At 69.8% G+C, this 22,231-nt stretch carries 18 protein-coding genes; 13 read left to right on the top strand and 5 right to left on the bottom strand.

Features of this window, described 5'->3' with window-relative positions; genetic code table 11:
- Positions 1 to 194 precede the first annotated feature (194 nt).
- Both ACGFNP_RS32485 and ACGFNP_RS32480 read right to left on the bottom strand, forming a co-directional pair.
- Positions 195 to 704 (bottom strand): DUF6542 domain-containing protein, encoded by a 510-nt coding sequence (locus ACGFNP_RS32485; RefSeq protein ID WP_358328530.1) that lies wholly within the window; start codon positions 702 to 704, stop codon positions 195 to 197.
- Positions 705 to 717: 13 nt separating this feature from the next.
- Positions 718 to 1,920, bottom strand: a complete 1,203-nt coding sequence (locus tag ACGFNP_RS32480) for a DNA recombination protein RmuC (protein ID WP_358328901.1) — start codon at positions 1,918 to 1,920, stop codon at positions 718 to 720.
- 164 nt (positions 1,921 to 2,084) lie between these two features.
- Between ACGFNP_RS32480 and ACGFNP_RS32475 the strand changes: the two genes are divergently transcribed.
- From ACGFNP_RS32475 to ACGFNP_RS32415, 13 genes are all read left to right on the top strand, one after another.
- Positions 2,085 to 2,858, top strand: a complete 774-nt coding sequence (locus ACGFNP_RS32475) for a hypothetical protein (protein WP_393325249.1) — start codon at positions 2,085 to 2,087, stop codon at positions 2,856 to 2,858.
- A gap of 11 nt (positions 2,859 to 2,869) precedes the next feature.
- On the top strand, positions 2,870 to 3,946 hold the full coding sequence (gene ychF, locus ACGFNP_RS32470; protein ID WP_358328536.1) for a redox-regulated ATPase YchF: 1,077 nt from the start codon (positions 2,870 to 2,872) through the stop codon (positions 3,944 to 3,946).
- An 84-nt stretch (positions 3,947 to 4,030) separates the two neighbouring features.
- Complete coding sequence (locus ACGFNP_RS32465) at positions 4,031 to 4,330, top strand: hypothetical protein (protein ID WP_358328539.1); 300 nt, start codon at positions 4,031 to 4,033, stop codon at positions 4,328 to 4,330.
- A 628-nt stretch (positions 4,331 to 4,958) separates the two neighbouring features.
- Complete coding sequence (locus ACGFNP_RS32460) at positions 4,959 to 5,711, top strand: conjugal transfer protein (RefSeq protein WP_358328542.1); 753 nt, start codon at positions 4,959 to 4,961, stop codon at positions 5,709 to 5,711.
- 72 nt (positions 5,712 to 5,783) lie between these two features.
- A complete protein-coding gene (locus tag ACGFNP_RS32455; protein ID WP_358328904.1) occupies positions 5,784 to 6,038 on the top strand; it encodes a hypothetical protein in 255 nt (84 codons plus the stop codon).
- A gap of 56 nt (positions 6,039 to 6,094) precedes the next feature.
- Complete coding sequence (locus tag ACGFNP_RS32450; protein ID WP_393325246.1) at positions 6,095 to 9,304, top strand: TcpE family conjugal transfer membrane protein; 3,210 nt, start codon at positions 6,095 to 6,097, stop codon at positions 9,302 to 9,304.
- 47 nt (positions 9,305 to 9,351) lie between these two features.
- Positions 9,352 to 11,832, top strand: coding sequence for an ATP-binding protein (locus ACGFNP_RS32445; protein WP_358328548.1), 2,481 nt, complete (start codon positions 9,352 to 9,354; stop codon positions 11,830 to 11,832).
- The gene (locus ACGFNP_RS32440) at positions 11,829 to 14,129 is read left to right on the top strand and encodes a type IV secretion system protein (protein WP_393325243.1); all 2,301 of its coding nucleotides are present in this window, start codon (positions 11,829 to 11,831) and stop codon (positions 14,127 to 14,129) included. The genes ACGFNP_RS32445 and ACGFNP_RS32440 overlap by 4 nt, the downstream gene beginning before the upstream one ends.
- 2 nt (positions 14,130 to 14,131) lie before the next feature.
- Positions 14,132 to 14,761 carry a hypothetical protein gene (locus ACGFNP_RS32435; RefSeq protein ID WP_358328553.1) on the top strand — a complete coding sequence of 210 codons (630 nt, stop codon included), beginning with the start codon at positions 14,132 to 14,134 and terminating at the stop codon, positions 14,759 to 14,761.
- The gene (locus tag ACGFNP_RS32430; RefSeq protein WP_393325241.1) at positions 14,758 to 15,858 is read left to right on the top strand and encodes an NlpC/P60 family protein; all 1,101 of its coding nucleotides are present in this window, start codon (positions 14,758 to 14,760) and stop codon (positions 15,856 to 15,858) included. Before ACGFNP_RS32435 ends, ACGFNP_RS32430 begins: the two co-directional genes overlap by 4 nt.
- Positions 15,855 to 16,247, top strand: a complete 393-nt coding sequence (locus ACGFNP_RS32425) for a (deoxy)nucleoside triphosphate pyrophosphohydrolase (RefSeq protein WP_393325239.1) — start codon at positions 15,855 to 15,857, stop codon at positions 16,245 to 16,247. The genes ACGFNP_RS32430 and ACGFNP_RS32425 overlap by 4 nt, the downstream gene beginning before the upstream one ends.
- Positions 16,248 to 17,102: 855 nt before the next feature.
- On the top strand, positions 17,103 to 18,071 hold the full coding sequence (locus ACGFNP_RS32420) for a hypothetical protein (RefSeq protein ID WP_393325237.1): 969 nt from the start codon (positions 17,103 to 17,105) through the stop codon (positions 18,069 to 18,071).
- Between the two features lie 74 nt (positions 18,072 to 18,145).
- Positions 18,146 to 19,543, top strand: coding sequence for a hypothetical protein (locus ACGFNP_RS32415; RefSeq protein WP_393325235.1), 1,398 nt, complete (start codon positions 18,146 to 18,148; stop codon positions 19,541 to 19,543).
- A 329-nt stretch (positions 19,544 to 19,872) separates the two neighbouring features.
- Here ACGFNP_RS32415 and ACGFNP_RS32410 read toward each other — a convergent pair whose 3' ends face one another.
- Genes ACGFNP_RS32410 through ACGFNP_RS32400 form a run of 3 tightly spaced genes read right to left on the bottom strand, consistent with a single transcriptional unit; the run spans position 19,873 to position 22,211 of the window.
- Positions 19,873 to 20,688: an oxidoreductase gene (locus ACGFNP_RS32410; RefSeq protein ID WP_393325233.1), complete on the bottom strand. Its 816-nt coding sequence runs from the start codon at positions 20,686 to 20,688 to the stop codon at positions 19,873 to 19,875.
- A 14-nt stretch (positions 20,689 to 20,702) separates the two neighbouring features.
- Positions 20,703 to 21,503 (bottom strand): class I SAM-dependent methyltransferase, encoded by an 801-nt coding sequence (locus ACGFNP_RS32405; protein ID WP_393325231.1) that lies wholly within the window; start codon positions 21,501 to 21,503, stop codon positions 20,703 to 20,705.
- Between the two features lie 3 nt (positions 21,504 to 21,506).
- A complete protein-coding gene (locus ACGFNP_RS32400; protein WP_393325229.1) occupies positions 21,507 to 22,211 on the bottom strand; it encodes a TetR/AcrR family transcriptional regulator in 705 nt (234 codons plus the stop codon).
- Between the last annotated feature and the right edge of the window lie 20 nt (positions 22,212 to 22,231).

Below are 22,231 nucleotides of genomic sequence, written 5' to 3'. Positions count from 1 at the left end.
TCGACGGGCGGCCCGTCGTGCCGCGTGGCCGGTCCTTGGCAGGCAGCGCGTCGTGTGGCCTGACCGGTCTTCGACAGGCGGCCCGTTGTACGGCGTGGCCGGTTCTCGGTGGGCAGCCCGCCATGCGTTCCCGAGGATCAGCCCGCCGTGCGCACCGGTCGGTCCTCGATGGGCGGCTCGCCGGCTGGGCCGGGTCAGTCCTCGGTGCGCGGTGTGCCGTACACCTTGGGCTCGAAGTAGCCCTCCGGCTCCGGTACGAACGACTGGCGCGGGCGCGGCGCCTCGGCGCCCGCCCGTAGCTCCTCGCGCAGGTCGCGTACGTTGTCGCGCAGCCCGCGCCGCCAGGCGACGACGAGCACGATCGCCGAGCCCGCGAACAGCCAGGGAGCCCCCTGCGACAGCGAGGCGATCAGGCCGAGCAAGAGCGACTGCGTGATCGACACCGAGCCGAGCGCCCGGCCCAGCTCGACGAAGAGCGTCGCCACGAAGAACACCAGCGGCGGCGTGACCACCAGCGACAGCAGTTCGCGCGGGTTGACCAGGAGCACGCCGAGCAGGCTCGCCACCACGAAAACCGGCCCGACCACGATCGGCAGGTTGATCAGGGCAGCCACGACATAGGCCGCCAGTGTGGCGATCAGGGCGAGCGCGATGGCACCGCGAGCGGTCAGCCTGACGGCCGATCGCTTGCCTTTCTCACTCATTGCCCCCGCCCCCCTACTGCGACCCGTTGGCCAACTTACCGTTCGCGTGCGAGATCAGAGACGAGGTTTCCAGCAGTTCGGGCGAGGCCAGTGGCCTGGGCAGGCCCTCCAGCATCTCCGGAGAGTCGAGCTCGCGGTCGACGACGCCCAGATCGTGCAGCTTGCGTGCGCTGACGAGTACGCGGCTTTCGAGGGATCCCACAGTCTTGTTGTACGCCTCGACGGCCCGGCTCAGGGACTTGCCCAGGGACTCGACATTCCTTCCCAGCGACGAGAGCCGCTCGTACAGCTCCTTGCCCAGCTCGAACACCGCGCGCGCGTTCTCGCTCAGCGCGGCCTGCTGCCAGGCGTACTGGGCGGTGCGCAGCATGGTGATCAGCGTGGTCGGGGTGGCGATGTGCACACGGCGCGTCATCGCGTACTCCAGCAGCGCCGGATCCCGCTCCAGCGCGGGCGCCAGGAACGCCTCGCCGGGGATGAACAGCACCACGAACTCCGGCGACGGGTTGAACCCCTGCCAGTACGCCTTGGCGGCCAGCCGGTCGACGTGCTCGCGTACGTGCCTGGCGTGCGCGTCGAGCCGCACGGAGGCCAGCGAGTCGTCGGACGCCTCCGCGGCCTCCAGGTAGGCGGCCAGCGACACCTTGGAGTCGATCACGATGTTCTTGCCGCCGGCCAGCCGTACGATCATGTCGGGCCGCATGGCGCCCTCGGTGACCTGCTCGTCGAAGTCGCAGTAGCGCTGCATCCCGGCGATCTCGGCGACCCTGCGCAGCTGCAGCTCGCCCCACCGGCCACGGGCCTCGGGCCGTTGCAGCGCCCGGACCAGCGCCGTGGTCTGCGAACGCAGCTCCAGGTTGCTCTGCCGGACGAACTCCATCTGCTTGGCCAGCTCGGCACGGCCGGCACGCTGCCCCGACTCGGTGTCGCGCAACTGCGCCTCGACCCGCGTGAGCGCGTCCTTCAGCGGCTCGACCAGATGCTCGACCGCCTGCCTGCGCTGGTCGAGGTCGCCGCTCGCCTCGGCGCGGCTGGCGGCCAGCCTGGTCTCGGCCAGCTCCAGGAAGCGGATGTTGTTGACGTCGAGTGCCCGGGTGGACAGGGCCTGGAAGCGCTCGGCGAGCTGCTCCTCGACGTAGACGAGCTTGTCGGCGGCCGATTTGGCCCTGGCGTCGGACTCGGCCACTCGCACCGCCGCCCGGGTGCGGGCGATCATGAACCCGATGGCCAACCCAACGGCCAGGCCGATGAGAAGCGAGACGACATCCACTCCATCGCTATCCACTCCATTGATGATTGCAGGACATCGGTCGTGGATCTCCCCGACACGCTTGGGCGTTCCGCTTGTGCGGCTCCCCGATCGTCACCCAGAGTACTTGTATGATTACCGGATCGCGGCGTGCGCTGCCGCTCGTGGCGGCGATCGCGGTGACGGCCGGTGTGCTCGCGCTGGCGACGGTCGTCGTCCGCGCCCACTCCGCGAGCCCCGTCGCCGCCCCGGACCCCGGGCCGGCGTTGCGGTGGGAGCCCGGGGCGTGCGTGCGCAGTTCCGCGGAGCGCTACGACCTGACGCCGTGCAATGGCGGCGACTCCGAGGTGGTCGCCGTGACCGCCGATCCGCCGGGTCCCGGCGCCTGCCCCGACGACGTCGACGACGTCCTGCGCATCGACGGAGGACGCGCGGCCTGCGTACGCAACTTCCTCGACCCGCACCCCGGCGCACCGGGCGGCGGCGGGGGAGTGCTCAGGCCGGGCGACTGCGTCGCGCTCGACGGCCGCGAGCGGCCGTGTTCTCAGTCTGGCTGGTACGGCAGAGCCGTCGCGCTCGTCCGTACAGCGTCGAACTGTCCCGCGAACACCCTCGACACGCTCACCTTCGACCACGCGGCACCCGGCACGCTGACCGGGGACGCGGTGATCTGTCTCGGCGCCGGTGGCAAGGTGCTCGACCGGGGAATGTGCGTGGCCGAGCCGGGCCCCGGCGTGGTGACCAGGTCGGCGATCGACCGGGTCTCCTGCGCGTCGCGGCGGGCCTGGGCGCGGGTGGACGCCTTCACCGAGTCCGCCGAAAGCTGCCCCGACAGCTCCGAGCGCTACTTGGAGGCGCGAGGCGCCTATCGTCCCGTGACCTGTCTGCGTCTTGTGAGCAAGTAAACTCGGCGAACGTGAGTCTCTCCATTGGCATCGTCGGTCTGCCCAACGTCGGCAAGTCCACGCTCTTCAACGCGTTGACCAAGACCGGCAACGCCCTAGCCGCGAACTACCCGTTCGCCACCATCGAGCCCAACGTGGGCATCGTGGGCGTGCCCGACGACCGCCTGCCCAAGCTGGCCGAGATCTTCTCCTCGGCCAAGGTGCTGCCCGCCAAGGTGGAGTTCGTCGACATCGCGGGCCTGGTCAAGGGTGCGTCGGAGGGGCAGGGGCGGGGCAACCAGTTCCTCGCCAACATCCGCGACACCGACGCGATCTGCCAGGTGATCCGGGTCTTCACCGACCCCGACGTCACGCACGTCGACGGCGAGATCTCCCCCAAGCGTGACATCGAGACCATCAACACCGAGTTGATCATGGCCGACCTGCAGACGGTCGAGAAGGCCGTCCCGCGCCTGCAGAAGGAGGCGCGGCACAACAAGGACAAGAAGGCCGCGCTGGAGGCCGCTGAGGCCGCCCTGGCCGTGCTCGAGACCGGCAAGACCATCTTCGAGAGCGGACTCGACCGCGACGAGCTTCGTGAGCTCCACCTGCTGACGGCCAAGCCGTTCCTGTACGTGTTCAACCTCGACGCCGACGAGCTGATCGACTCCGCGCTCCGAGAGCAGCTCTCCGCCCTCGTCGCCCCGGCCGAGGCGGTCTTCCTCGACGCCAAGATCGAGTCGGAGCTGGTGGAGCTCGACGACGAGGAGGCGCTGGAGCTGCTGCAGTCGGTGGGCCAGGAGGAGTCCGGCCTGTCGCAGCTGGCCAGGGTGGGCTTCGAGACGCTCGGCCTGCAGACCTACCTGACGGCCGGGCCCAAGGAGACCAGGGCCTGGACGATCCGCAAGGGCGCCACCGCTCCCGAGGCCGCCGGCGTGATCCACACTGACTTCCAGCGCGGTTTCATCAAGGCCGAGGTCGTGTCGTTCGACGACCTGGTCGAGGCGGGCTCCATCGCCAGCGCCCGCTCGGTGGGCAAGGCCCGCATCGAGGGCAAGGACTACGTCATGCGCGACGGCGACGTGGTGGAGTTCCGCTTTAACGTCTGATTTCCGGATAGGTGAGACGTCAACCACTTTGGGCCCCTACGCGTCGAATCGTCACAGCGTTTACGCTGACTCGGGAGGGCCCTCATGATCCGTCGCATCATCCGGAAACGACGTCCAGCACCTTCACTCGCGGGTATCAGCCTCGAAGAGGAGCTCGCCCTGTTGCGGGTCGAGCTCATGTACGGCCTGCGCGTCAATCGCGAGGCGTACTTGCGCAGGAAAGTGGACGAGCGCGAAGAGCTCGCCACGCGGATGCGTGACCAGGACGCCGCCACCATGCTCGAAGACCTCCGCGGCTCCCTGGAGCGGTCGGTACGGCCCACGGTGGTCGATCTGCGGAGTAGGAGACGACACGACCCGGGACAGGACTCAGAGCCTGCCTGAGGGCGCGCAACGCACCAGGCCGCGGACCCCTGAGGGGGTGTGCGGCCGTTCGCGTGCTATACCAATTCCGCAGGTCAAAGAGAGTCCATGGCTGCTTTGGACAGGAACCCATGGCCGCCGGGCTATGCCAATACCGGCCTCTGGCCTGGTCAAATGCCCATTTGGCAGGGCAAATTGCAAGGGTTGGCGCTCCAGCGTGTCATGCGCACCTGGTTTGCCCATGGACGGCGATGCCTGCAGCATGGGCGTGGCTTTCCTGGAACAATGGCGGAGGCAGGTAGTGTGACTGCTTTACCGCAGATGATGGGGATCGGCAACGGACGACACCGCGCCAGCCCGGGGGATCGGCGCGAGCGGAGGCGTGATGGCTCGTAGGTCAACCGTCCAGCAGGGTCCTCGGATCCCTGGCGACCCCGAGCTTTCGGCACGCCACGACATGGCTGATTTCGACGTGTCGCCTGCCCGCAGGCCGCGCCGGGGCGGTTGGTCGGGCGCCGGCGGGCGATGGCTGGTGTGGACCGGTCGCATCATTCTCTGGGCACTTATCGCGGTTATCGTGGTTAATGGGGTCCGTGCCCCATTTGAGAGGTTTACTCAGGGGAGCGCGGCGACTCCGAATGAGGCGCCCGTGGCCAATCACGGATTCCCGGTCGACCGTGGCATGGCGTTCGCCGCCCAGTTCGCCGGCGTCTATCTGAATTTCAGCCCGGCCGACGCGCAGAGCAGGGCGGGCAAGCTGGCCGCGTTCCTGGCCGACGGCATGGATCAGCAGATGGGCTGGGACGGCAACGGCAAGCTGGCCGCCGTCGCGATCCAGCCGTACGACATCGAGGCCACCGACGCCAACGACGCGGTCGTCACCGTGGCCTTCCAGACGGGCTCCCGCCGGATGATGCTGTCGGTCCCGATCTACTACTCGGCTGACGGGGCCGGCAAGTTCGTCGTCTCCGGCCGGCCCGCGATACTGCCGGCGCCGGGCCGGGCCGATCTGCCCCAGCTCGCCAAGCCCGAGAACGACGACGCCGTCGCCGCGGAGCTCAAGCCGCAGATGGAAGACTTCTTCAAGAACTACGGCTCGGGCGACACGACGGGTTTGCAGCGCTACGTCGCCGCGGGCAAGAGCATCGCGAGTTTCGGCGGGGCGTTCACCTTCGCCGAGCTCAAGGAGATCGTGGTGCCTGTGGGGGGCGCCACCAGGGAGATCCAGGTGGTCGTGGTGTGGACCGTGCCCAGTGGCGCGGCCCCGTCAGCCGACACGAGTAACACCGACCTCAACGCGGCCGGTGCCCGCCTGGAGCAGGCATACCGCCTCACCGTCGAGAAGCAGGGCGACAAATGGTACGTCGATGACATCCGCGGCGCCGGTCGGGCCGTTGGGTAGACGCACTCACGCACTGCTGATCGGTAACCCCGGGAGGACAAAGAAGTGATCTTGAAAACGATACTGCTCAACATGATGGAACTGGCGCCAACACCCGCCCCCACCGGGATCGACTCCGCGGGGCTCGCCAACTTCCTGCGGGCCTTCTTCGCTCCGCTCTTCCTCGTCGTCGTGTCCGTGGTCGCCCTCTTTTTCCTCTTCACGAGGGAGATCACGAGGTTCGTCCAGTTCCTCATCCTGGCCATCGCCATCGGCGTGATCTTCTACGTTCCCAACATCATTGAGGTGACGGCGAAGGCAATCGCGGGAGCACTGGGCATCAAGTAAAGGGTTGAGACCGCTCAGGGGCGGTCATTGTACGAGCGGGTGGAGAGGAGGACCGCGTGGACCTGCCCACGTATACCAATATTTGGCGAATCGAGAAGCGGCTCTACAAGCTGTACGACCTACGGCTGCCGATGCCGCTTCCCATCGTGTGGATCGGCGTGTTCGTCGGCGTCCTGGCTCCATGGTCCCTGCTCCTCATGCTCGTGGGCATCCAATTTCACGCACCATGGCACGTGCTTTACCTGGTGCCGCCGGGCATCGTCACCTGGCTGTCCACCCGGCCGGTGATCGAGAACAAGCGCCTGACCGAGCTCCTGCAGTCCCAGCTGCGTTACGTGGGCGAGCCGCGGGCCTGGTGCCGGATGGCGCCGACGGCCGAGCCGGAGGTGATCACCTTCGCGGGCCGCGTCTGGCGGGTCACGCCCAAGCGGGCCAAGGCACCACGCAAGGCGCGCCAGCCCCAGCGCAAGCGCCGCGCCGAGCTCGCCATCGCCGCCGAGTCCGTCGCCGGGGCCAAACTGTCTGCCGCCGGTAGCAATCTGTCTGTCGCCGGCACCAAGCCGGCTGTCGGCGCCGAGCCGGTGACCGGGCCGCGCCAGGTCCGCCCAGCGGTCGCGGCCGCCGCTGCTGCGGCGGCGCAGGCTCCGGTCGCGGAGTCCAGGCCCGCCCGTCCCGGCTGGGGCTCGGCCCCGCGTCGCGGCACCGCCCCCGCCCTGGGCGCCGACCTGGCCGAGACTCCCACGAGCCCGGACAAGACACTCGCGATGGGCTCCTCTCGGTCGACGTCGGGGCTGGGATCGCGGGGAGGTACACGGCCGGAGGAGACGCCTCTGGTCGAGGGCGGCCGCGAGGTCCCCTGGGCGGACGAGCGGCGCCGGGGCGCCACGGGGCGGGGCGACGAGCCGTCCTCGGTGGTGCGCGGGAAGAGCGCGGCTCGGGAGGGCGTCTCTGACATCGCCCGTATGGCTGGGTTCGTGCCGGGCGCTGACGAGGCGCAGGCCGTACGGGAAGCGGACGCTGTACGGGGAACGCGGGAAGTACGGGAAGCGTCGGTTGAGTCGCTGTCGCTGTCGCCGGAAGGGGCGGCGGAGATTCGGAACGCGTCGCGTGAGGACCGGCCCGCCGCAGCCGGGAAGCCGATCGACACGGAGGCACTACGGCGGCTCCGCAAGCTCGCCGCGAGCGCCGACACCCCACCGTCCAGCGAGCCGGCGCCCGCCGAAGTCGCCCGCGCGGATGCTGCCCGCGCAGAGATGACGCGTGCTGAGGCAGCGCGTCCAGAAACGGTCCATGCTGAGGTCGCGCGCACAGAAGCGGGCCGCGTGGAGGCAACCCGCCCGGAGACAGCGGACCCGGAGACGGCGGGCTCGAAGACGGCAAGTCTGGAGACGGCGGGGCCGGAGACGGCGCGCGCTGAAACGACCCGTACTGAGGCGGCCCGCGCGGAGACAGCGCACTCGGAGGCGACCCGCTCGGAGGCGGCGCGCACTGAGGTGCTGGGTGGCGGGGTGGGGTCTCGGGATGTCGCGGCTGGCGGAGTGGTGGAGGAGGGGCAGCGAGCTGAGGCGGGCGAGTCCTCAGGTGTGGGCCGGGGTGAGGAATCGCGGCAGGACGAGAGTGACGGTCCTGAGGAGGTTCGCGCGGTTGGGGCGGACGAGGTGGCGCGTGATCAGCACCGGAAGGGGCAGCCGCCCAGGCAGGGGCCGCCGCTGGTGCTGCCGGACGCGCAACGGCTCTGGCCGGTCAGTCCCGACGGCAAGCCGGTGCGGTTCATCCGGCCGGTGACGGGCGATGACGAGGCGCAGGAGACCGAGACGGCTCCTGTCGGGCATGACGAGCCCACGACCACCGCGTCCGTCCACGAGATCGGCCCGGCCAGGAGCGAGCGAGCTCGTCAAGACGTCGGCCCCGCCAGGGGCGATCGGGCCCGTCAGGACGCTGGACCCGCCAGGGGCGGGCGGGCCGGTCAGGATGCCGGACCCGCTAGGAGCGGGCGGGCCGGTCAAGACGCTGGACCTGCCAGGGGCGGGCGGGCCGGTCAAGACGCTGGACCCGCTAGGGGCGGGTGGGCCGGTCAAGACACCGGTCCCGCCAAAACCGAGCGGGCCCGTCAAGACGTCGGTCCCACGAAGAGCGGGCGAGCCGAGTCGGATGCGAGCGAGTCCGGTAGCGCCGCCGCGTCCGGGGCCGAGCCGTCGGGAAGCGGGACGTTCGAGAGCGGGCCGTTCGAGAGTGGGCCGGTTGAGCGGGAGCCGGGCGGGCGGGCGCCTGCGGCCAGGCAGGTTGCCCCGGGACCCAAGCCCGGCGAAAAGGTGCGGCGGGTCGAGTCCGTGGTGGGCCGGGACTCCGGTGGCTGGCGGCGGATCGCGCAGGTGGTCGTCGGTGGCGGCAATGTGCGGACCGACGGATCGGAGATCGACGAGGCCAGGGCGCGGGCGGTGTTCAGCGGCAGTCGCCGGGTCGTGGTGCTCGGCTGCACCGGTGGCGCCGGGCAGAGCACGACCGCGCTGATGCTGGGCCACACGTTCGCCCAGTATCGGGACGACCGGGTCGTGGCCATCGACGCCAACACCGGCGGCAACACCCTGACCAGCAAGATCGAGCCGGAGACCCCCGAGACGCTGGCCTCGCTGCTGTCGGGGCTCGACCGGGTCAGCGGCTACCTGACCATGCGGGGCTACACCACCCGCACCTCGTCGGGGCTCGAGGTGATCGGCGCCGACACCGACGCGGGCGCCGAGCAGCGGTTGTCCGACCGGACGCTGTTCTCCGACCATCGGCTGGGCCAGGTCATGCACCTGCTCGACCGGCACTACAAGCTGGCCGTCATGGATCCGGCCGCCGCGCTCGCGGCCCGCGTACTCCCGTACGCCGACCAGCTGGTTTTGGTGGTCCCCGCGAGTGAGGAGGCGGCGGAGGCGGTGGCGATGACGTACGAGTGGCTCGACGGGCACGGCTGCGCGGACCTGCGCAGGCGGGCGGTCATGGTGGTCAACGGCGTGAGCAGGCGTTCGATGGCCGATGTCGAGCAGGCGGAGTCGGTGGCCAGGGGCAGGTGCCGGGCCATCGTCAGGGTCCCGTGGGAAGACGACCTGGCGCCGAGTGGCGACGGGGTCGTCGATCCCGGGCAGTTGCGCGCGGCCGGGCGGCGGGCCTATCTCGCCCTCGCCGGAGTCGTGGTCGCGGGCTTTGCGGCAAAGACGGTCCGTCCGAGCGAAGAGGAGTTGGCGAGTGACCCCCCGGGCACGAGAATCGGTGAGCGATAAGTGAACGTGCGAGCAGGTCTGACTTGTTCATGCGCCGAGGGGGCGGCATGAGCAGGGCGTCCCGAGCGCATCAGCGCCTGGCGGTCCGCTATTTCGACGACCGCATCCTGCTCACCAACACCTCCGCATGGGCGTATTTCCGCCTTCCGACGGTCAGCTATGAGTTTGTCACGCCCGAAGAGCGTGAGGCGCTGGCCACCAACATCACGATCGCGCTGGCCACGATCAGGATGCCCGACGCCGAGGTACACCTCAGGGTCGCGCACCGCACCTATCCCGCGGCCGAATGGGCGATGGCGCTCAACGCCACCTCCGACGAGGGGTCGGGCTGGCGCGACTACCTGGAGGAGATGTACCGGCACGTCTGGGCCAAGGACTTCTGGTCCAAGGAGGTCTACATCGGCGTCCGCCTCGGCCCCCGGGGCAAGCAGATGGGCGAAGGCGTGCTGTCGCAGCTCTTCGGCTTCTACCAGCGTACGGAGAAGGCGCTCGGGATCGAGGACGACCATGTGCCGGACAGCGAGATCGGCAGATGGACCGAACAGGCCGAACGGCTGGGCCGAGCACTCGCCTCCAGCGCCCTCTACGCCAGGCACGCCACCTCCGTAGAGGTGGCGTGGCTGTTCCAGCACTCGGCCGCAGGCGCGCTCGGTGACCCGCCGCCGTCGGCGAGCCCGAAGCGGCGCTGGGGCAAGGGCGAGATCGAGTCGCTGGTCGAGGGTGAGATCCACAACGGCAGGTCGCTGCTGCGCATCGTGCAGCCGCAGGGCGACTCCTATGTCGCGCAGCTGTCGTTCGCCCGTTTCCCGGACATCATGCCGTTCCCGGACGGCGAGCCGTGGTTGCACTTCGCCGACCAACTGCCCTTCCCCGTCGAGGTCTCGTCGCGGATGCGGCTCATCCCGCCGGTCAAGGCGTCGAAGGACGTCGCGCGCAAGCTCGCGCACGCGCGCGACATGGACATCCACATCCGCGAGGCCGGCGCGGAGGCGCCGCTCGCGCTGGCCGAGCAGATCGACGCGGCCCGCATGCTGGAGCACGGCATCACGAAGGAACGACTGCCCTTCGTGTACGGCTGGCACCGGCTGATCGTGTCGGCCCCGACTGAGGAGATGTGCGTCCAGCGGGTCGAAGCGGTCGTCGAGCACTACCGTGACATGGGCATCGACGTGGTCAACTCGACCGGCGACCAGTTCTCGCTGTTCTGCGAGGCGCTGCCGGGGGAGAAGGTCAGGGTCAACGCCTACGCCCAGCGGCAGCCGCTGCGGACGATCGCCGGCGGCATGGCCACGGCGACCGTGGACCTGGGCGACCGGCTGGGCGACGGCAGCGAAGGCTGGCTCGGTCCCTATATCGGCGAGACCGTCGGCAGGGCCCGCAGCATCGTGCACTTCGACCCGCTCGTCGCGGCCACCCGCAACCGGCCGACGGCCATCGCGATCACCGGCGAGCCCGGCGGCGGCAAGACCACGCTCGCGCTGCTGATGATCTACCAGATGGCGCTGCGCGGCGTCACCGTCGCCGTGATCGACCCCAAGGGCGACGCCGAGTCGCTGGTCCAGCTACTGCAGAAGCGCGACCGCAAGGCCCGCGTCATCCCGCTCGGCTCGGCCGCGCCCGGCCTGCTCGACCCGTTCTCGTTCGGCGACGACATCGCGGCCAAGAAGACCATGGCCACGGAGACGCTGCGGCTGCTGCTGCCCCGGATGTCGGAGGAACGCGAGTCGGCGATGATCCAGGCCGTCGCGGCGGTGTCCAACGGTGTGGATCCGTCGCTCGGCAAGGTGGTGGAGTTCCTGGAGCAGTCCGCGGACGCCGCCTCCAAGAACCTGGGCGCCGTGCTCCGCTCCATGTCGGAGATGCGGCTGGCCAAGCTCTGCTTCGACCCTTCAGGAGGCGACCAGGTCGACACCGAAGGCTGGACGACCGTGTTCACGCTCGGCGGTCTGACGCTGCCCGACGTGGCCACGGGCCGTGATGACTACTCCTATGAGCAGCGGCTGTCGGTCGCGCTGCTCTACCTGGTCTCCCAGTTCGCCCGGCGGCTGATGAACAGCCTGGACCGCCGTGCGCCGAAGGCGATCTTCCTCGACGAGGCGTGGGCGATCACGTCCACGCCGGAGGGCGCGAAGCTGGTGCCGGAGGTCAGCCGCATGGGTCGTTCCCGCAACACCGCGCTGGTGCTCGTCTCTCAGAACGCCGGTGACCTGCTGAACGAGCAGGTCACCAACTGCCTGTCCTCGGTCTTCGCGTTCAGGTCCACCGAGCGGGTGGAGGTCGATCACGTCATGTCACTGCTCGGTGTGGAGGCGTCGGAAGAGCACAAGGCCGTACTGAGATCGCTCGGCAACGGCGAATGCATTTTCCGCGATCTGGATGGCAGGGCGGGGCGCATCGGAGTAGACCTGATCTCCGATGACCTGCTTCGTTGGCTCGATACGAATCCGACACACGACAAACCCAGCGACAGCGGGCATCATGATCGTCAAGGGGGAGTAGGCGGCAGAGCGCAGGAGGTGCGGTCATGAAGTTCCGGCTACCCAGACGTTTCGCGCTCGCTTTGGCTCTGCTCGTGAGCATCCTCGTGGTGCCGATCGTGGTGGGCGCGCTCTCACCCGCCAGCGCCGCGGCTCCCTGCGACCTGTCCGGCGCGCTCGCTCCCGAGGTGATCGGCAGCGGCTCCGACGGCATGATGATGCCGCCCGTGCCCGAGGGCGGCCCGGCCGCGCCGACCACCAACTACGCCCAGTTCGGCATGAGCGGGCAGTTCTGGCACACGTACGACCTGGGCTGCTCCGACTTCGCCGCGGTGCTCGGCAACACCTGGGCCAACACGATCTTCCTGTGGGCCAAGGCGATCGACCGGGTGACCATCACCACCTACCAGGCCGCCGCCACGGAAGGGCCGCTCCAGTCCATCAAGGACGTGGTCGACGACATCGTGGTGAACCTGTCGAACGCCATGTACTGGCCGTTGCTCCGGCCCCTCGTCATCATCGGCGCCATCTGGCTGGCCTGGTACGGGCTGATCCGCAAGCGGGCCACCACCACCGCCGAAGGCATCATCTGGATGGTGCTCGCGGTCACGGTCGCGACCTGGTTCTTCAGCAGGCCCGGCGACTTCACCGGCCTCGGCAAGATCGTCACGGACAAGACCGGCGAGGTGGTCAACTCGGCCTTCTCCGGCCTGCCCGGTGCGGGCGGCGCCTCCTGCCTGCCCGGCCCCGGCCAGACGAACCCGGAGGTCAAGGCGGGCGGCTACGGCCAGACCGGCACACCGGGGGTCGACCAGAACGCCGAGGCGCTGTGGTCCACGCTGGTCTGCAAGCCGTGGCTGATGGGCCTGTTCGGCACCGCCGACCCCAACCAGCCGATCGTGCGCGACTTCGGCCGTACGATGCTGGAGACCCAGTCGATCCCGGCCGCCACGGCCAATCAACCGGCTCCGGACGTCGGCGCTCACCAGGCAAAATACGCTGAGATCGCGGAGAAGCTCAAGAACGACTCGCGCTATATGATCTTCTCTGGCCGAGACTGGACCAGCCGGCTCGGCGTGGCCATCGGCGCGCTGATCGCCGCTCTGGTCGCCGGGGTGCTCATCTTCCTGGTGGCGGTCTCGCTGCTGGTGCTGAAGGTCGGCTTCCTGCTGCTGCTCATACTCGGGCCGGTGTTCCTGCTGATCGGCGTGCATCCGGGCAGCGGGCGGATCATCGCCATGCGGTGGGTGGAGATGCTGATCGGCACGCTGCTCCGGCAGGCCGTGCTCGCGCTCGTGCTCGGCGTGCTGGTGTACGGCTACGCGCTGATCATCTCGACCGCCATGCCGTGGGGGTTGCAGATCCTGTTCATGGCGTTGCTGACGATCGCGGTGTTCTTCTACCGGCGGCCGTTCCAGCACCTGTTCGCCTCGATGAACGGGCACACGCTGACCACGCGGATGCTCGGCGAGGCCGCGAGCTCCTCCGTACTGGAGCGGTCGTCCTCGGCGCTGCCGCCGGTGGCGGCGGCCAGGATCGGCCGCTGGGGCGCGCGCAAGGCCGAGCCCCTCATCCAGGCGGCCGCGATGGGCGCTTCGGCGGGCACCGCGGCGGCCGCGGCCACGGTCGCCCAGGGCCGGGCCCGCGGGCAGGAGGGCGCGGAGGGCACGGCCGCCTCCGGCACCCGGGTGCCCGCCACGGCCGCGCCGCTGAACACCGACCAGCAGGGCGGGAAGGCCGCGGGCAGGCAGGTGCCGGCGCCGCGTGCCGGGGCCGCGCCACCGCTCAACCTGAGCGGCACGCCGACCCGTACCCGTGGCACTCCGGCATCCGGTGGATCACGGCCGTCGGGCGGCTCGTCAGGCGGTTCCGCTGGTTCCACGGCCGGCGCCGGGAGTGGCGCGGGCGGCTCCGGTGGCTGGTTCGGCGGGCGTTCCGGGGGCGGCTGGGCTTCGCGCGGTGGCTCGGGCGGCTCCGGTGGCACCAGGTCGGGTGGCACCCGGTTCGGCGGATCAGGCGGGTCGGGCGGGTCTCGATCGGGCGGTTCCGGGTCGGGCGGGTCCTGGCTGGGTGGCTCAGGTCGTTCTGGTGGCTCGGGTGGTTCCGGCGGCTCCGGCGGATCCGGCGGTTCGGGCGGGGCCCGGCCGGCGAGTCGTGGTTCGTCGGGTGGCGGGATGTTCGGTGGCGGCGGTGGTTCGGGTTCGCGTCGCCCGGCCGACGAGCCGGCGAGCCGCTCTTCCGAGGCGCCGCCGCTCTGGCTGCCGAGCAGCCGCCGCGGCGGCAGCTCCGGTGGTGACGAGCCGTCCGTGCCGTTCTGGCTCAAGCCCAGCAATCCGGACAGGGACTGATCATGGCGCAGCCGGGTGACAGGCGGGGCGTCGCCTTCGCCGCCATCGTGGCGGTCATCGCCGCCGTCGGCATCTACCTGACGATGTGGCCGGATTCCGGTGACACGGACGCCGGGCAGCCGTCCGCCGGCCGGACCACGACCGTCTCACCGGCTGCGCCGAGCAAGCCGCTGGCGACCGCCAGCGGCAAGCCGTTCGACATCTACTCCTATCTGCCGATGACGAAGGAGCAACTCGCCGCGGCGGCCGACCTGGCTGAGCGGTTCACCGCCGCGTACGGGACGTTCCGCTACGACGAGGAGCCGTCGGCTTACGCGAATCGGGTCAAGGTGTTCACCACCGCAGATTTCGGCAACGTGCTGGCCAGGACGCGCACCTCGCCCGGCACTGTCGACCATGACCGAGCCGACGAGGTCGTGGCCGCCGGGACGGCCAAGATGAAGGAGATCAGGCAGGTCGAGCAGTCGTCGGTCGTCTTCGTGGTCACCGGGACGCAGCAGATCACCGCCAAGAGCGGCAACAAGCAACTCGTGGACGACTACGCGGTCACGGTGAGTCAGATGGGCTCCGACTGGCGGGTCTTCGACCTGCAACCCGCCGCCGACGGCCAGGACGGAGACACCCAGGAGTGAACAGCTCCCGCGCCCACGTCGCCCTGGCGATCGGAGCCGCCGGGGTGCTGCTCCTCGCCGTCATCATCATGTCGCCGATGCTCATGACCTCGATCCCGTCGTTCCTCGGCAGCGGAGGCACCGGCCGTACCGACTGCCTCGATGGCGGCACCCCCGTACAGGAGGTGTCCGACACCGGCGCCGCGGACATCCCGGCCGACTACCTGGAGCTCTACAAGAAGTTCGGCAAGAAGATCGGCGTCCAGTGGAACATCCTGGCCGCCGTCGGCAAACGCGAGACCGACCACGGCCGTTCGAACATGGCGGGCGTCAAGAGCGGCACCAACTACGCGGGCGCGGCCGGGCCGATGCAGTTCCTGATCAGCACGTGGGGCGGCAAGGCGCAGATCGCGATGTCGTCGAAGTTCAGTGGGTACGCCTCCGACGGCAACGGCGACGGCGTCGGCAACGTCTACGACCCCGCCGACGCCATCCTGGGCGCCGCGAAGATGCTCAAGCGCAACGGCGCTCCGGAGAAGGTACGGCAGGCGCTGTTCATCTACAACCGCGCCTGGTGGTACGTCGACCAGGTCGAGCAGATCGCCAAGGGCTACGCCAAGTCCGGTGACGTCGAGGTGCCGCCGCAGGCCGACGACGCCTGCGACGATCCGCTGGTCGAGGCCGCGCCGAGCGACGTGGTGGCCAAGATCCTGGAGTTCGCGCTGGCCCAGCGCGGCAAGCCGTACCTGTGGGGCGGGACCGGGCCCGACGCGTTCGACTGCTCCGGCATCATCTACGCCGCCTACCGGGCGGCGGGGCTGCTGATCCCGCGGACCACGTTCGGGCAGTGGCCGTTCGGCGTGAAGATCTCGCAGGGCGAGGAACAGGCGGGCGACCTGGTGTTCTTCAACGCCGGGCCGGGCACGGGACCCGACAGCCCCGGACATGTCGGGATGGTCGTGTCGAAGGGCAAGATGGTGGAGGCGCGCTGCACGCTCTGCGGGCCGATCAAGGTGACGAGCTACCAGGCGCGCGACAATATCGTGGGTTTCACCCGACCGTTACAGAACCCAGACGTGCTCGAACAGCTGAAGAAGCTGCAGAATGCCGCACTATGACAGTGATCGTGGTAGCCGCAGTGATCGTTTCGTCGGACGGGCGCGTGCTCGCCGCGCAACGGGCCGAGCCGCCTACGCTCGCCGGCGGGTGGGAGTTCCCGGGCGGCAAGGTGGATCCCGGCGAGGCTGAGATCGAGGCGCTGATCCGGGAGTGCCGCGAGGAACTCGGGGTGACCGTGTCCGTGGGCGCGCGGGTCGGCGGTGACTGGCCGCTGTCCGAGGGGTACGTGATGCGGGCCTGGCTGGCCAGGGTGGTCTCGGGGGTGCCGGAGGCCAAGGAGCATCTGGCGTTGCGGTGGCTCGGGCCCGGCGAGTACTACGACGTGGCGTGGCTCCAGGCGGATCTGCCGCTCATGAACGCCGTGGAAGATCTGCTCCGGCAGGATTAACCGTCTCCTCTGAGTGACATAACGATTACTGCGAGTAATGTCACTCGACCGGGGGGAGGCGACGTGGTCAGACATGGCTGGATCGTGGCGGGGGCACTGGCCTTCGCCGGGGCGTCGGTTGTGGTGGGCATCCAGTGCGAGCCCGTGGCGGCCCAGGTCTTCAGGGCCGCTGGAGCGGCTGGGATGGCGCTGGTGTTCGAGCGGCTGGGCGATCCGGCCGACTTCGGGAAGTGGGTACGGACCGGGGACGCGCTGCGGTTCCGGGTGAGTCTGGACGGGCTGGGGCATGACGCCCGGCTCGCGGTGGCGACCAGTCCGGCGCGGGCCCTCACGTCGATGACGTGTCCTGGCTTGCCCGTCGCGACCCCTGGGGGATCGGGCGCGGGGCTGGGTGAAAGCGGGCTTCAGGCAGGCGGACTTCAGACGGGTGGACTTCAGGCGGGCGGCCGGCCGGTCGGAGGACTTCAGGTAGGCGGGCGGCCGGTCGGCGGTGAGCCGGCACTAGACGGTGCCTTGGCGGCCCGGACCGCGGCGGTGAACGCGCTCGCGGGTGAGGCGGCTGGTGGACAGGCGATTGACCGGGCGTCTACGGGTGGACAGGCGATTGGCGGGGCGTCTACGGGTGGGCAGGTGACTGGCGGACAGGGGTTCGGGCTGGTCGGGGCCGAGCCGGCATCGGTCGGTGTCCTGGCGTCCGGGCCATCGTCGATGATGACCGCGTCGGTGGTCACCGCGCCAGCCGCGACCGCGCCGACAGCGACCGTGCCGGGCGGGGGCGTGCCGGGCGGGGTTGTGCCGAGGGTTGTTCCTGAGGCTCGGGTGTGCGCGCTGGGTGACGCGGCGGAGGATCGGTCCGTGGACGTGCTGCTCACCGTGCCGCGCGGACCGCAGGAGGTCGTGCTCACGGCGGCTGCTCGGGCGCGTGAGATGGCGGGCGGTGTTGTCACGACCGTCGTCGGCTCCACCGCGACACCCGTCAAACCGCCTGTTAAAGCGGCGTCTTTTGCGAACCTCTCAAAAGGGGCGAAAACCTCTGTTGAGGGCCTCTCGAACGGGACGAAGCCGACTGGTGAGGGCCTCTCGAACAGGACGAAGGCAACTGCTGAGGGCCTTTCGAAGAGAACGCGCGGTGAGGTGGCGGCCCGCGGGGAGTCCGCCGACGACCGCACGGGGACGTTCGTCGAGATCCCGCGTGGTGACGTCGCGCTGAACGGCCGGGCGGTGCGTGTCAGGCCCGGAGTCGACGACGCTCACCCGGCCGGCAAGGCACCTGCTGAAAGGCAGAGTCTCAGAAACGGCCATCCGGGCAAGTCCCACCTGCGGACCGTCTCGACCGGTCACGGGCACGCGTCTGGCGGAATCCCGGGCGGCACGACCGTACAGGCCCAGGTGCTCCCACCGGAGACGCACCGCGAGCCCGCACTGAGACTGCCTCAGGTCGCTCCCCCCGTGACGTCCGGAACCGTCCTTGGCGGCACCTCAGGGTTGGCCACTCCGGGAGTCGGCCCCGCAGGGACTTCGGGGCTCGGCACTGGCGTTACTCCGGGACCCGGCACCCCAGAACAAGGCACCCAGGGACTTGGTACTCCCGGTTTTGGCGCGGGCGCGGTGACTGGATGGGGCGCGATGACTTCGGCCGAAGAAGTCGGGGCGCCACTGCCTCTCGCCATTTCCGGCAAGCGCTTTCACCCGGCCGAGCGGGTGAATCCCCTGGCAGGCGTACGCGGGCTGCCGTGGGCCGCCGGCGGGATCGCGGTGCTGCTGGGAGGGCTGTGGCTGGTCGCCAGGGCACAACGCGCGCGATTGTGGCGAAAGGTGTTGTAATTCCGTCTTTACTGTTACTTTTACCCGGCTAGGATTCCCTTGACCATGGTTTCGGGACTGCGCGGAGGGCACAGGTGGCACGTACGCGAGCGACGGCCGTGTCCGCACTGATCCTGGCCTTGGGATTGACCGGCGCCGGTGTGGTCCCCTTCGTCATCCAGAGCGCGAGCGCCTCCGCGGTGGCCTACGACCCCACCGTCGATCCTTGCGATGCCGGGGAAGTGTGCGACACCACACCGGAGACCACCGTCACCATCACCACGACGCTGGGCACCCCCACGCCGGACCCGGAAACGACGATCACCAAGACCGTCACCGCGCCCACGAAGACGACGACGAAGACGTCCACCCCGAAGCAGTCGAAGAAGCCGAGCGCGTCCAGCACTCCCAGCACCCCGAAGACCACGCCCTCGCAGCTGCAGCCGCTCCCGTCGCAGAGCGTGGACGTGCCGTCCGTGACCCCCTCGGCCACGCCCGAGGACACGGACCCGGCCGTCATCCTGCCCAGCGTGGCGGCGCCCACCCCGACTCCCTCGACGTCGCCATCGCTGACCTCGGCGGAGAGCCCGACGGACGAGTCCGTCGGGCTCGAACTGCGTAACGCGGCCCCCGAGTACGACCAGCGGACGGTGGCCCAGCAGCTCAGCATCCCGGCGCTCATCCTGGTGCTGCTCGCGCTGTTCGCGGTGCTCATCTTCGAGGGCCGCCTGCGCCGGATGGCCCACGCGGCGGCCGTACGCAAGGCGGGCCCGCAGCTCGGCCCGGGTCAGCCCGGCTTCCCGGGAGCCCCCGGTGGTCCTGGTGCCCCTGGTGGGCCGGGACCGACCGGCTACCCGGCAGGTCCCGGCTATGCCACGGCAGCCTTCCCGGCGCCCGGTTATCCGGGTGGCACGGCGTACGCGCCGATCATCAGCTTTGTCCCTGTACAGACCTATCCGGGCGGACAGGTCCAGTACGGCGCGGTCTATCAGGACCCGAACATGTACGGGCAGCCCGGCTACGGCACCGAGCAGCCGCCCATGGCCCCGAGTGAGCCTGTGGTGCTGCATCCGGATGAGTTCGACTCGTTCAGCCACGAGCCCGCCAAGCCCGACTTCGATGCCTTCAGCCGCCCCGAGGAGGAGCCGTATCGGGCTCCGTTCGAGGCTCTGGTGCCCGCTGAGCAGCCGCCGGCCGACATCCCTCCCGGGGGCTCCGGCCCGTACGACGACTCGCCTGAGCGGCCCCTGGGCGCCGCCTCGGCCGCCGAGACCGGCGACGCCGAGCCGTGGGACGCTTTCGGCCCCGCCACCCCGGCCGACGCACCGCACGCCGACGCACCGCACGCCGACGCACCGCACGCCGACGCACCGCACGCCGAGACGCCGCTGGCAGAGACGCTGTCGGCGGAGGCGCCTCCTGCCGACGACGTGACCGCCATCCAGCCGCTTCCTCCGCAGGAGCCCAAGCGTCGTTGGGGTCGTCGCTCATAACTCGGTCATGCGCGAGTCCGAAGAAGGCGGCTGAGAACGAGTCGTTACGGTGAGCGCCCCGTGAGCGTTCACGACCGGCGCTGGAATGTCGCGCGCCGACGTCGGTGGGGCGGGTAACCCATGCGAAGCCGTACAGGATGAAAAGAAGCACGCCGACGCCAGCGGGGCGCATAAAGGCGGGTCGGGCGCTCAGGCACGGGCGACGGAGACTCTGCGGGGCGCAGAAATCGGGGCGAGGCGCGTGTGGACGGCGGGAGTTCGGCGGTCAGCTCGGGTGCACGGTTGTTCGGTGGAAGCTTGAGATCGGATCACGGCTGTTCGACGAATACTCACGTCCGGGTGACGAGTTTGTCGAAGGTGCGGTCGGGGAGGAGGCAGTTCATTCGCAGGAGGAGTTTGGCCAGGTAGCCGACGGCGTAGCGCGGCTTCGGGGACGTGGACTCGATGGCGGCGCGGATGCACTGGGCGACCAGGGCCGGGTCCGAGGCCTTGCTTCCGGAGAAGGACTGTTCCGCGCGGTCCGCCATCGCGTTCGCCACGGCGGCATAAGCCCCCTTGCCGGAGACCTCTCTCAGGTCGAGGGGCGTGCTCGACTCGAATTCCGTCTTGATGAGGCCGGGCTCGATGAGCACCACCTTGATGCCGAACCGGCCGACCTCCTGGCGGAGAGTGTCGGTATAGCCTTCCAGAGCGTGTTTCGAGGCGTGATACCAGCCGCCGAGTGGGAGCGAGATCACCCCGCCGATCGAGGAGACGTTGACGATCGTGCCGGCGCCGCGCTCGCGCATCCGAGGCAGGACCAGCTGGATCAGCCGGGCGGGCCCGAACAGGTTGACCTCGAACTGGTGACGTCCGCTGTCGATCGGCACGTCCTCGGCGGCGCCGTACACGCCGACGCCGGCGTTGTTCACCAGCACGTCGATGCCCGGCTGTTCGTCGAGGACGGTGCTGACGACGCGCTCCAGGTCCTCCTCCTTCGTGACGTCCATCGCGAGGGTGTGACCGCCGGCCTGCCGGATGTCCTCCATCCGGTCGACGCGCCGGGCCACGCCGTAGACCGTGTGGCCGGCACGCAGCAGTTCGAGTGCGGTGGCGTGGCCGATGCCGGCCGAGGCGCCTGTGACGAGGCAGATCTTGGCTGCCATGGAACGACCTTTCCTCAGGTGTCACCTATGCGGTAGCGGAACAGCGACATGGCGTTCCGCATCCAGGCCATCCTCGTGAGGGCCTGGAGGGTCAGGCGGTAGTGGGGGGCTGCGATCAGTTCGAGGTCCGACAGGACGGGGACGCGGTCGAGCAGGGTGAGCCCGCCGGTCCAGCGCTCCGGCTCGTGCGGATCGGCGAGTGACGAGAGCTTCCAGCCGAGCGTCCTGGAGAAGGCGGCGAGCCAGGGGGCGATGGCGTCGAAGGCGAGCTCGCCGTGCGGGACGCGTTCGGCCAGCCGGACGAGGAGCTGCCTGACGTCCGGTCCCATGAGGTACATCAGCAATCCCTCGGCGATCACCAGCACGGGACGGCCGGTGGGGATCGACTCCAGCCAGCCGGGCTCTGTCACCGAGGAGGCGATCATCCGGTAGTGGTCGCGCTCGGGGTAGAGGCGCCCGCGCAGGTCGATGACCTCGGGGAAGTCGACGTCGATCCACTCGACGCCGGCCGGCGGGTCGATGCGCAGGACCCGGCTGTCCAGGCCGCAGCCCAGGTGCAGTACGGCGGCGTCGGGATGGCCGGCGAGGTACTGCCTGGTCCAGGTGTCGAGCCGCCTGGCCCGCAGCAGGCCCAGGTAGCGGTCGCCGGCCGCCATCTTGATCTTGAAGCGGTTGTAGTCGAGGCGGGCGAGCGTGTCGGCGGCCCAGGGGTCGTCGAGGATCGGTCGCGCCGAGCGGCTGTCGAGTGCCCTGAAGTACAGCGTGTACAGGAGGGTTTCCTTGGCGCCGGTGAGTTCCACCTTTTCTGTGCGCATCTGTCAGTCCCGTCTGATGGGGTACGCGCCGTAGAGCAACTCCCGATAAGGGGGGATCAGGGTGTCGTAGAGGGCGATGATCTCCGCGGCAGCGGCGGCGATCATCTGCGGGCCTGGCGGCACGGCCGGTTCGTACGCGTGCCGGACGATGTGCGCGAGCGCCTCGGCCTTGGCCACCAGGTCCGGCTCATCGGGCACCGGAGCCACGGTGTCGAGGAGGTAGAAGCCCGCCTGCGTCGCGGTCAGGCCGTACATCAGGTGCTCGACGTCGTCGCGGAACAGGCCGTATCGGAGCATCACCTCGTGGAAGCGCGCGGTGGCGAGCAGCTCGTTGCCGCGCGTCGCGCTCTCCGCCATCCTGCCCTGGAGCAGCGGCAGGTTGCCGGTGAGGAGCGCGCGCAGCACCGGCCTGCGGCTGACGACCAGGAACAGCGTGCTGATCATGCGGTGCGGCAGCACCACGGACGGGTCGCGGCGCAGCTCGCCGAGCAGCGTCTCGATGTAGATGACGGCCTCGCGCACGAACAGGGCCTCGAAGAGCTGCTGTTTGGTACGCCAGTGCAGGTAGACGGTGCCCTTGCCGATGTCGGCCCGCTGGGCGATGTCGTCGATCGTCACCTTGCGGGAGCCGAGGCGCACGGTCAGCTCGGCCGCCGCGTCGAGGATCCGGTCGGCGCGGTCGGCGGCTTCGCTCGGTCTTCCCAGCATCCGACCTCCATGGTGACTTG

Source organism: Nonomuraea sp. NPDC049269 (assembly GCF_043197155.1).
Taxonomy (GTDB): domain Bacteria; phylum Actinomycetota; class Actinomycetes; order Streptosporangiales; family Streptosporangiaceae; genus Nonomuraea.
The sequence above is the reverse complement of the archived record's forward strand: the minus strand, read 5'-3'. Positions and strand labels throughout refer to the sequence as shown.

Excerpts from the sequence above, each read along its gene's own strand:
- ACGFNP_RS32485 (WP_358328530.1), bottom strand. The coding sequence starts at position 704 with ATGAGTGAGAAAGGCAAGCGATCGGCCGTCAGGCTGACCGCTCGCGGT.
- ACGFNP_RS32480 (WP_358328901.1), bottom strand. The coding sequence starts at position 1,920 with ATGATCGCCCGCACCCGGGCGGCGGTGCGAGTGGCCGAGTCCGACGCC.
- ACGFNP_RS32475 (WP_393325249.1), top strand. The coding sequence starts at position 2,085 with ATGATTACCGGATCGCGGCGTGCGCTGCCGCTCGTGGCGGCGATCGCG.
- ACGFNP_RS32465 (WP_358328539.1), top strand. The coding sequence starts at position 4,031 with ATGATCCGTCGCATCATCCGGAAACGACGTCCAGCACCTTCACTCGCG.
- ACGFNP_RS32455 (WP_358328904.1), top strand. The coding sequence starts at position 5,784 with ATGATGGAACTGGCGCCAACACCCGCCCCCACCGGGATCGACTCCGCG.
- ACGFNP_RS32445 (WP_358328548.1), top strand. The coding sequence starts at position 9,352 with ATGAGCAGGGCGTCCCGAGCGCATCAGCGCCTGGCGGTCCGCTATTTC.
- ACGFNP_RS32440 (WP_393325243.1), top strand. The coding sequence starts at position 11,829 with ATGAAGTTCCGGCTACCCAGACGTTTCGCGCTCGCTTTGGCTCTGCTC.
- ACGFNP_RS32435 (WP_358328553.1), top strand. The coding sequence starts at position 14,132 with ATGGCGCAGCCGGGTGACAGGCGGGGCGTCGCCTTCGCCGCCATCGTG.
- ACGFNP_RS32425 (WP_393325239.1), top strand. The coding sequence starts at position 15,855 with ATGACAGTGATCGTGGTAGCCGCAGTGATCGTTTCGTCGGACGGGCGC.
- ACGFNP_RS32410 (WP_393325233.1), bottom strand. The coding sequence starts at position 20,688 with ATGGCAGCCAAGATCTGCCTCGTCACAGGCGCCTCGGCCGGCATCGGC.
- ACGFNP_RS32405 (WP_393325231.1), bottom strand. The coding sequence starts at position 21,503 with ATGCGCACAGAAAAGGTGGAACTCACCGGCGCCAAGGAAACCCTCCTG.
- ACGFNP_RS32400 (WP_393325229.1), bottom strand. The coding sequence starts at position 22,211 with ATGCTGGGAAGACCGAGCGAAGCCGCCGACCGCGCCGACCGGATCCTC.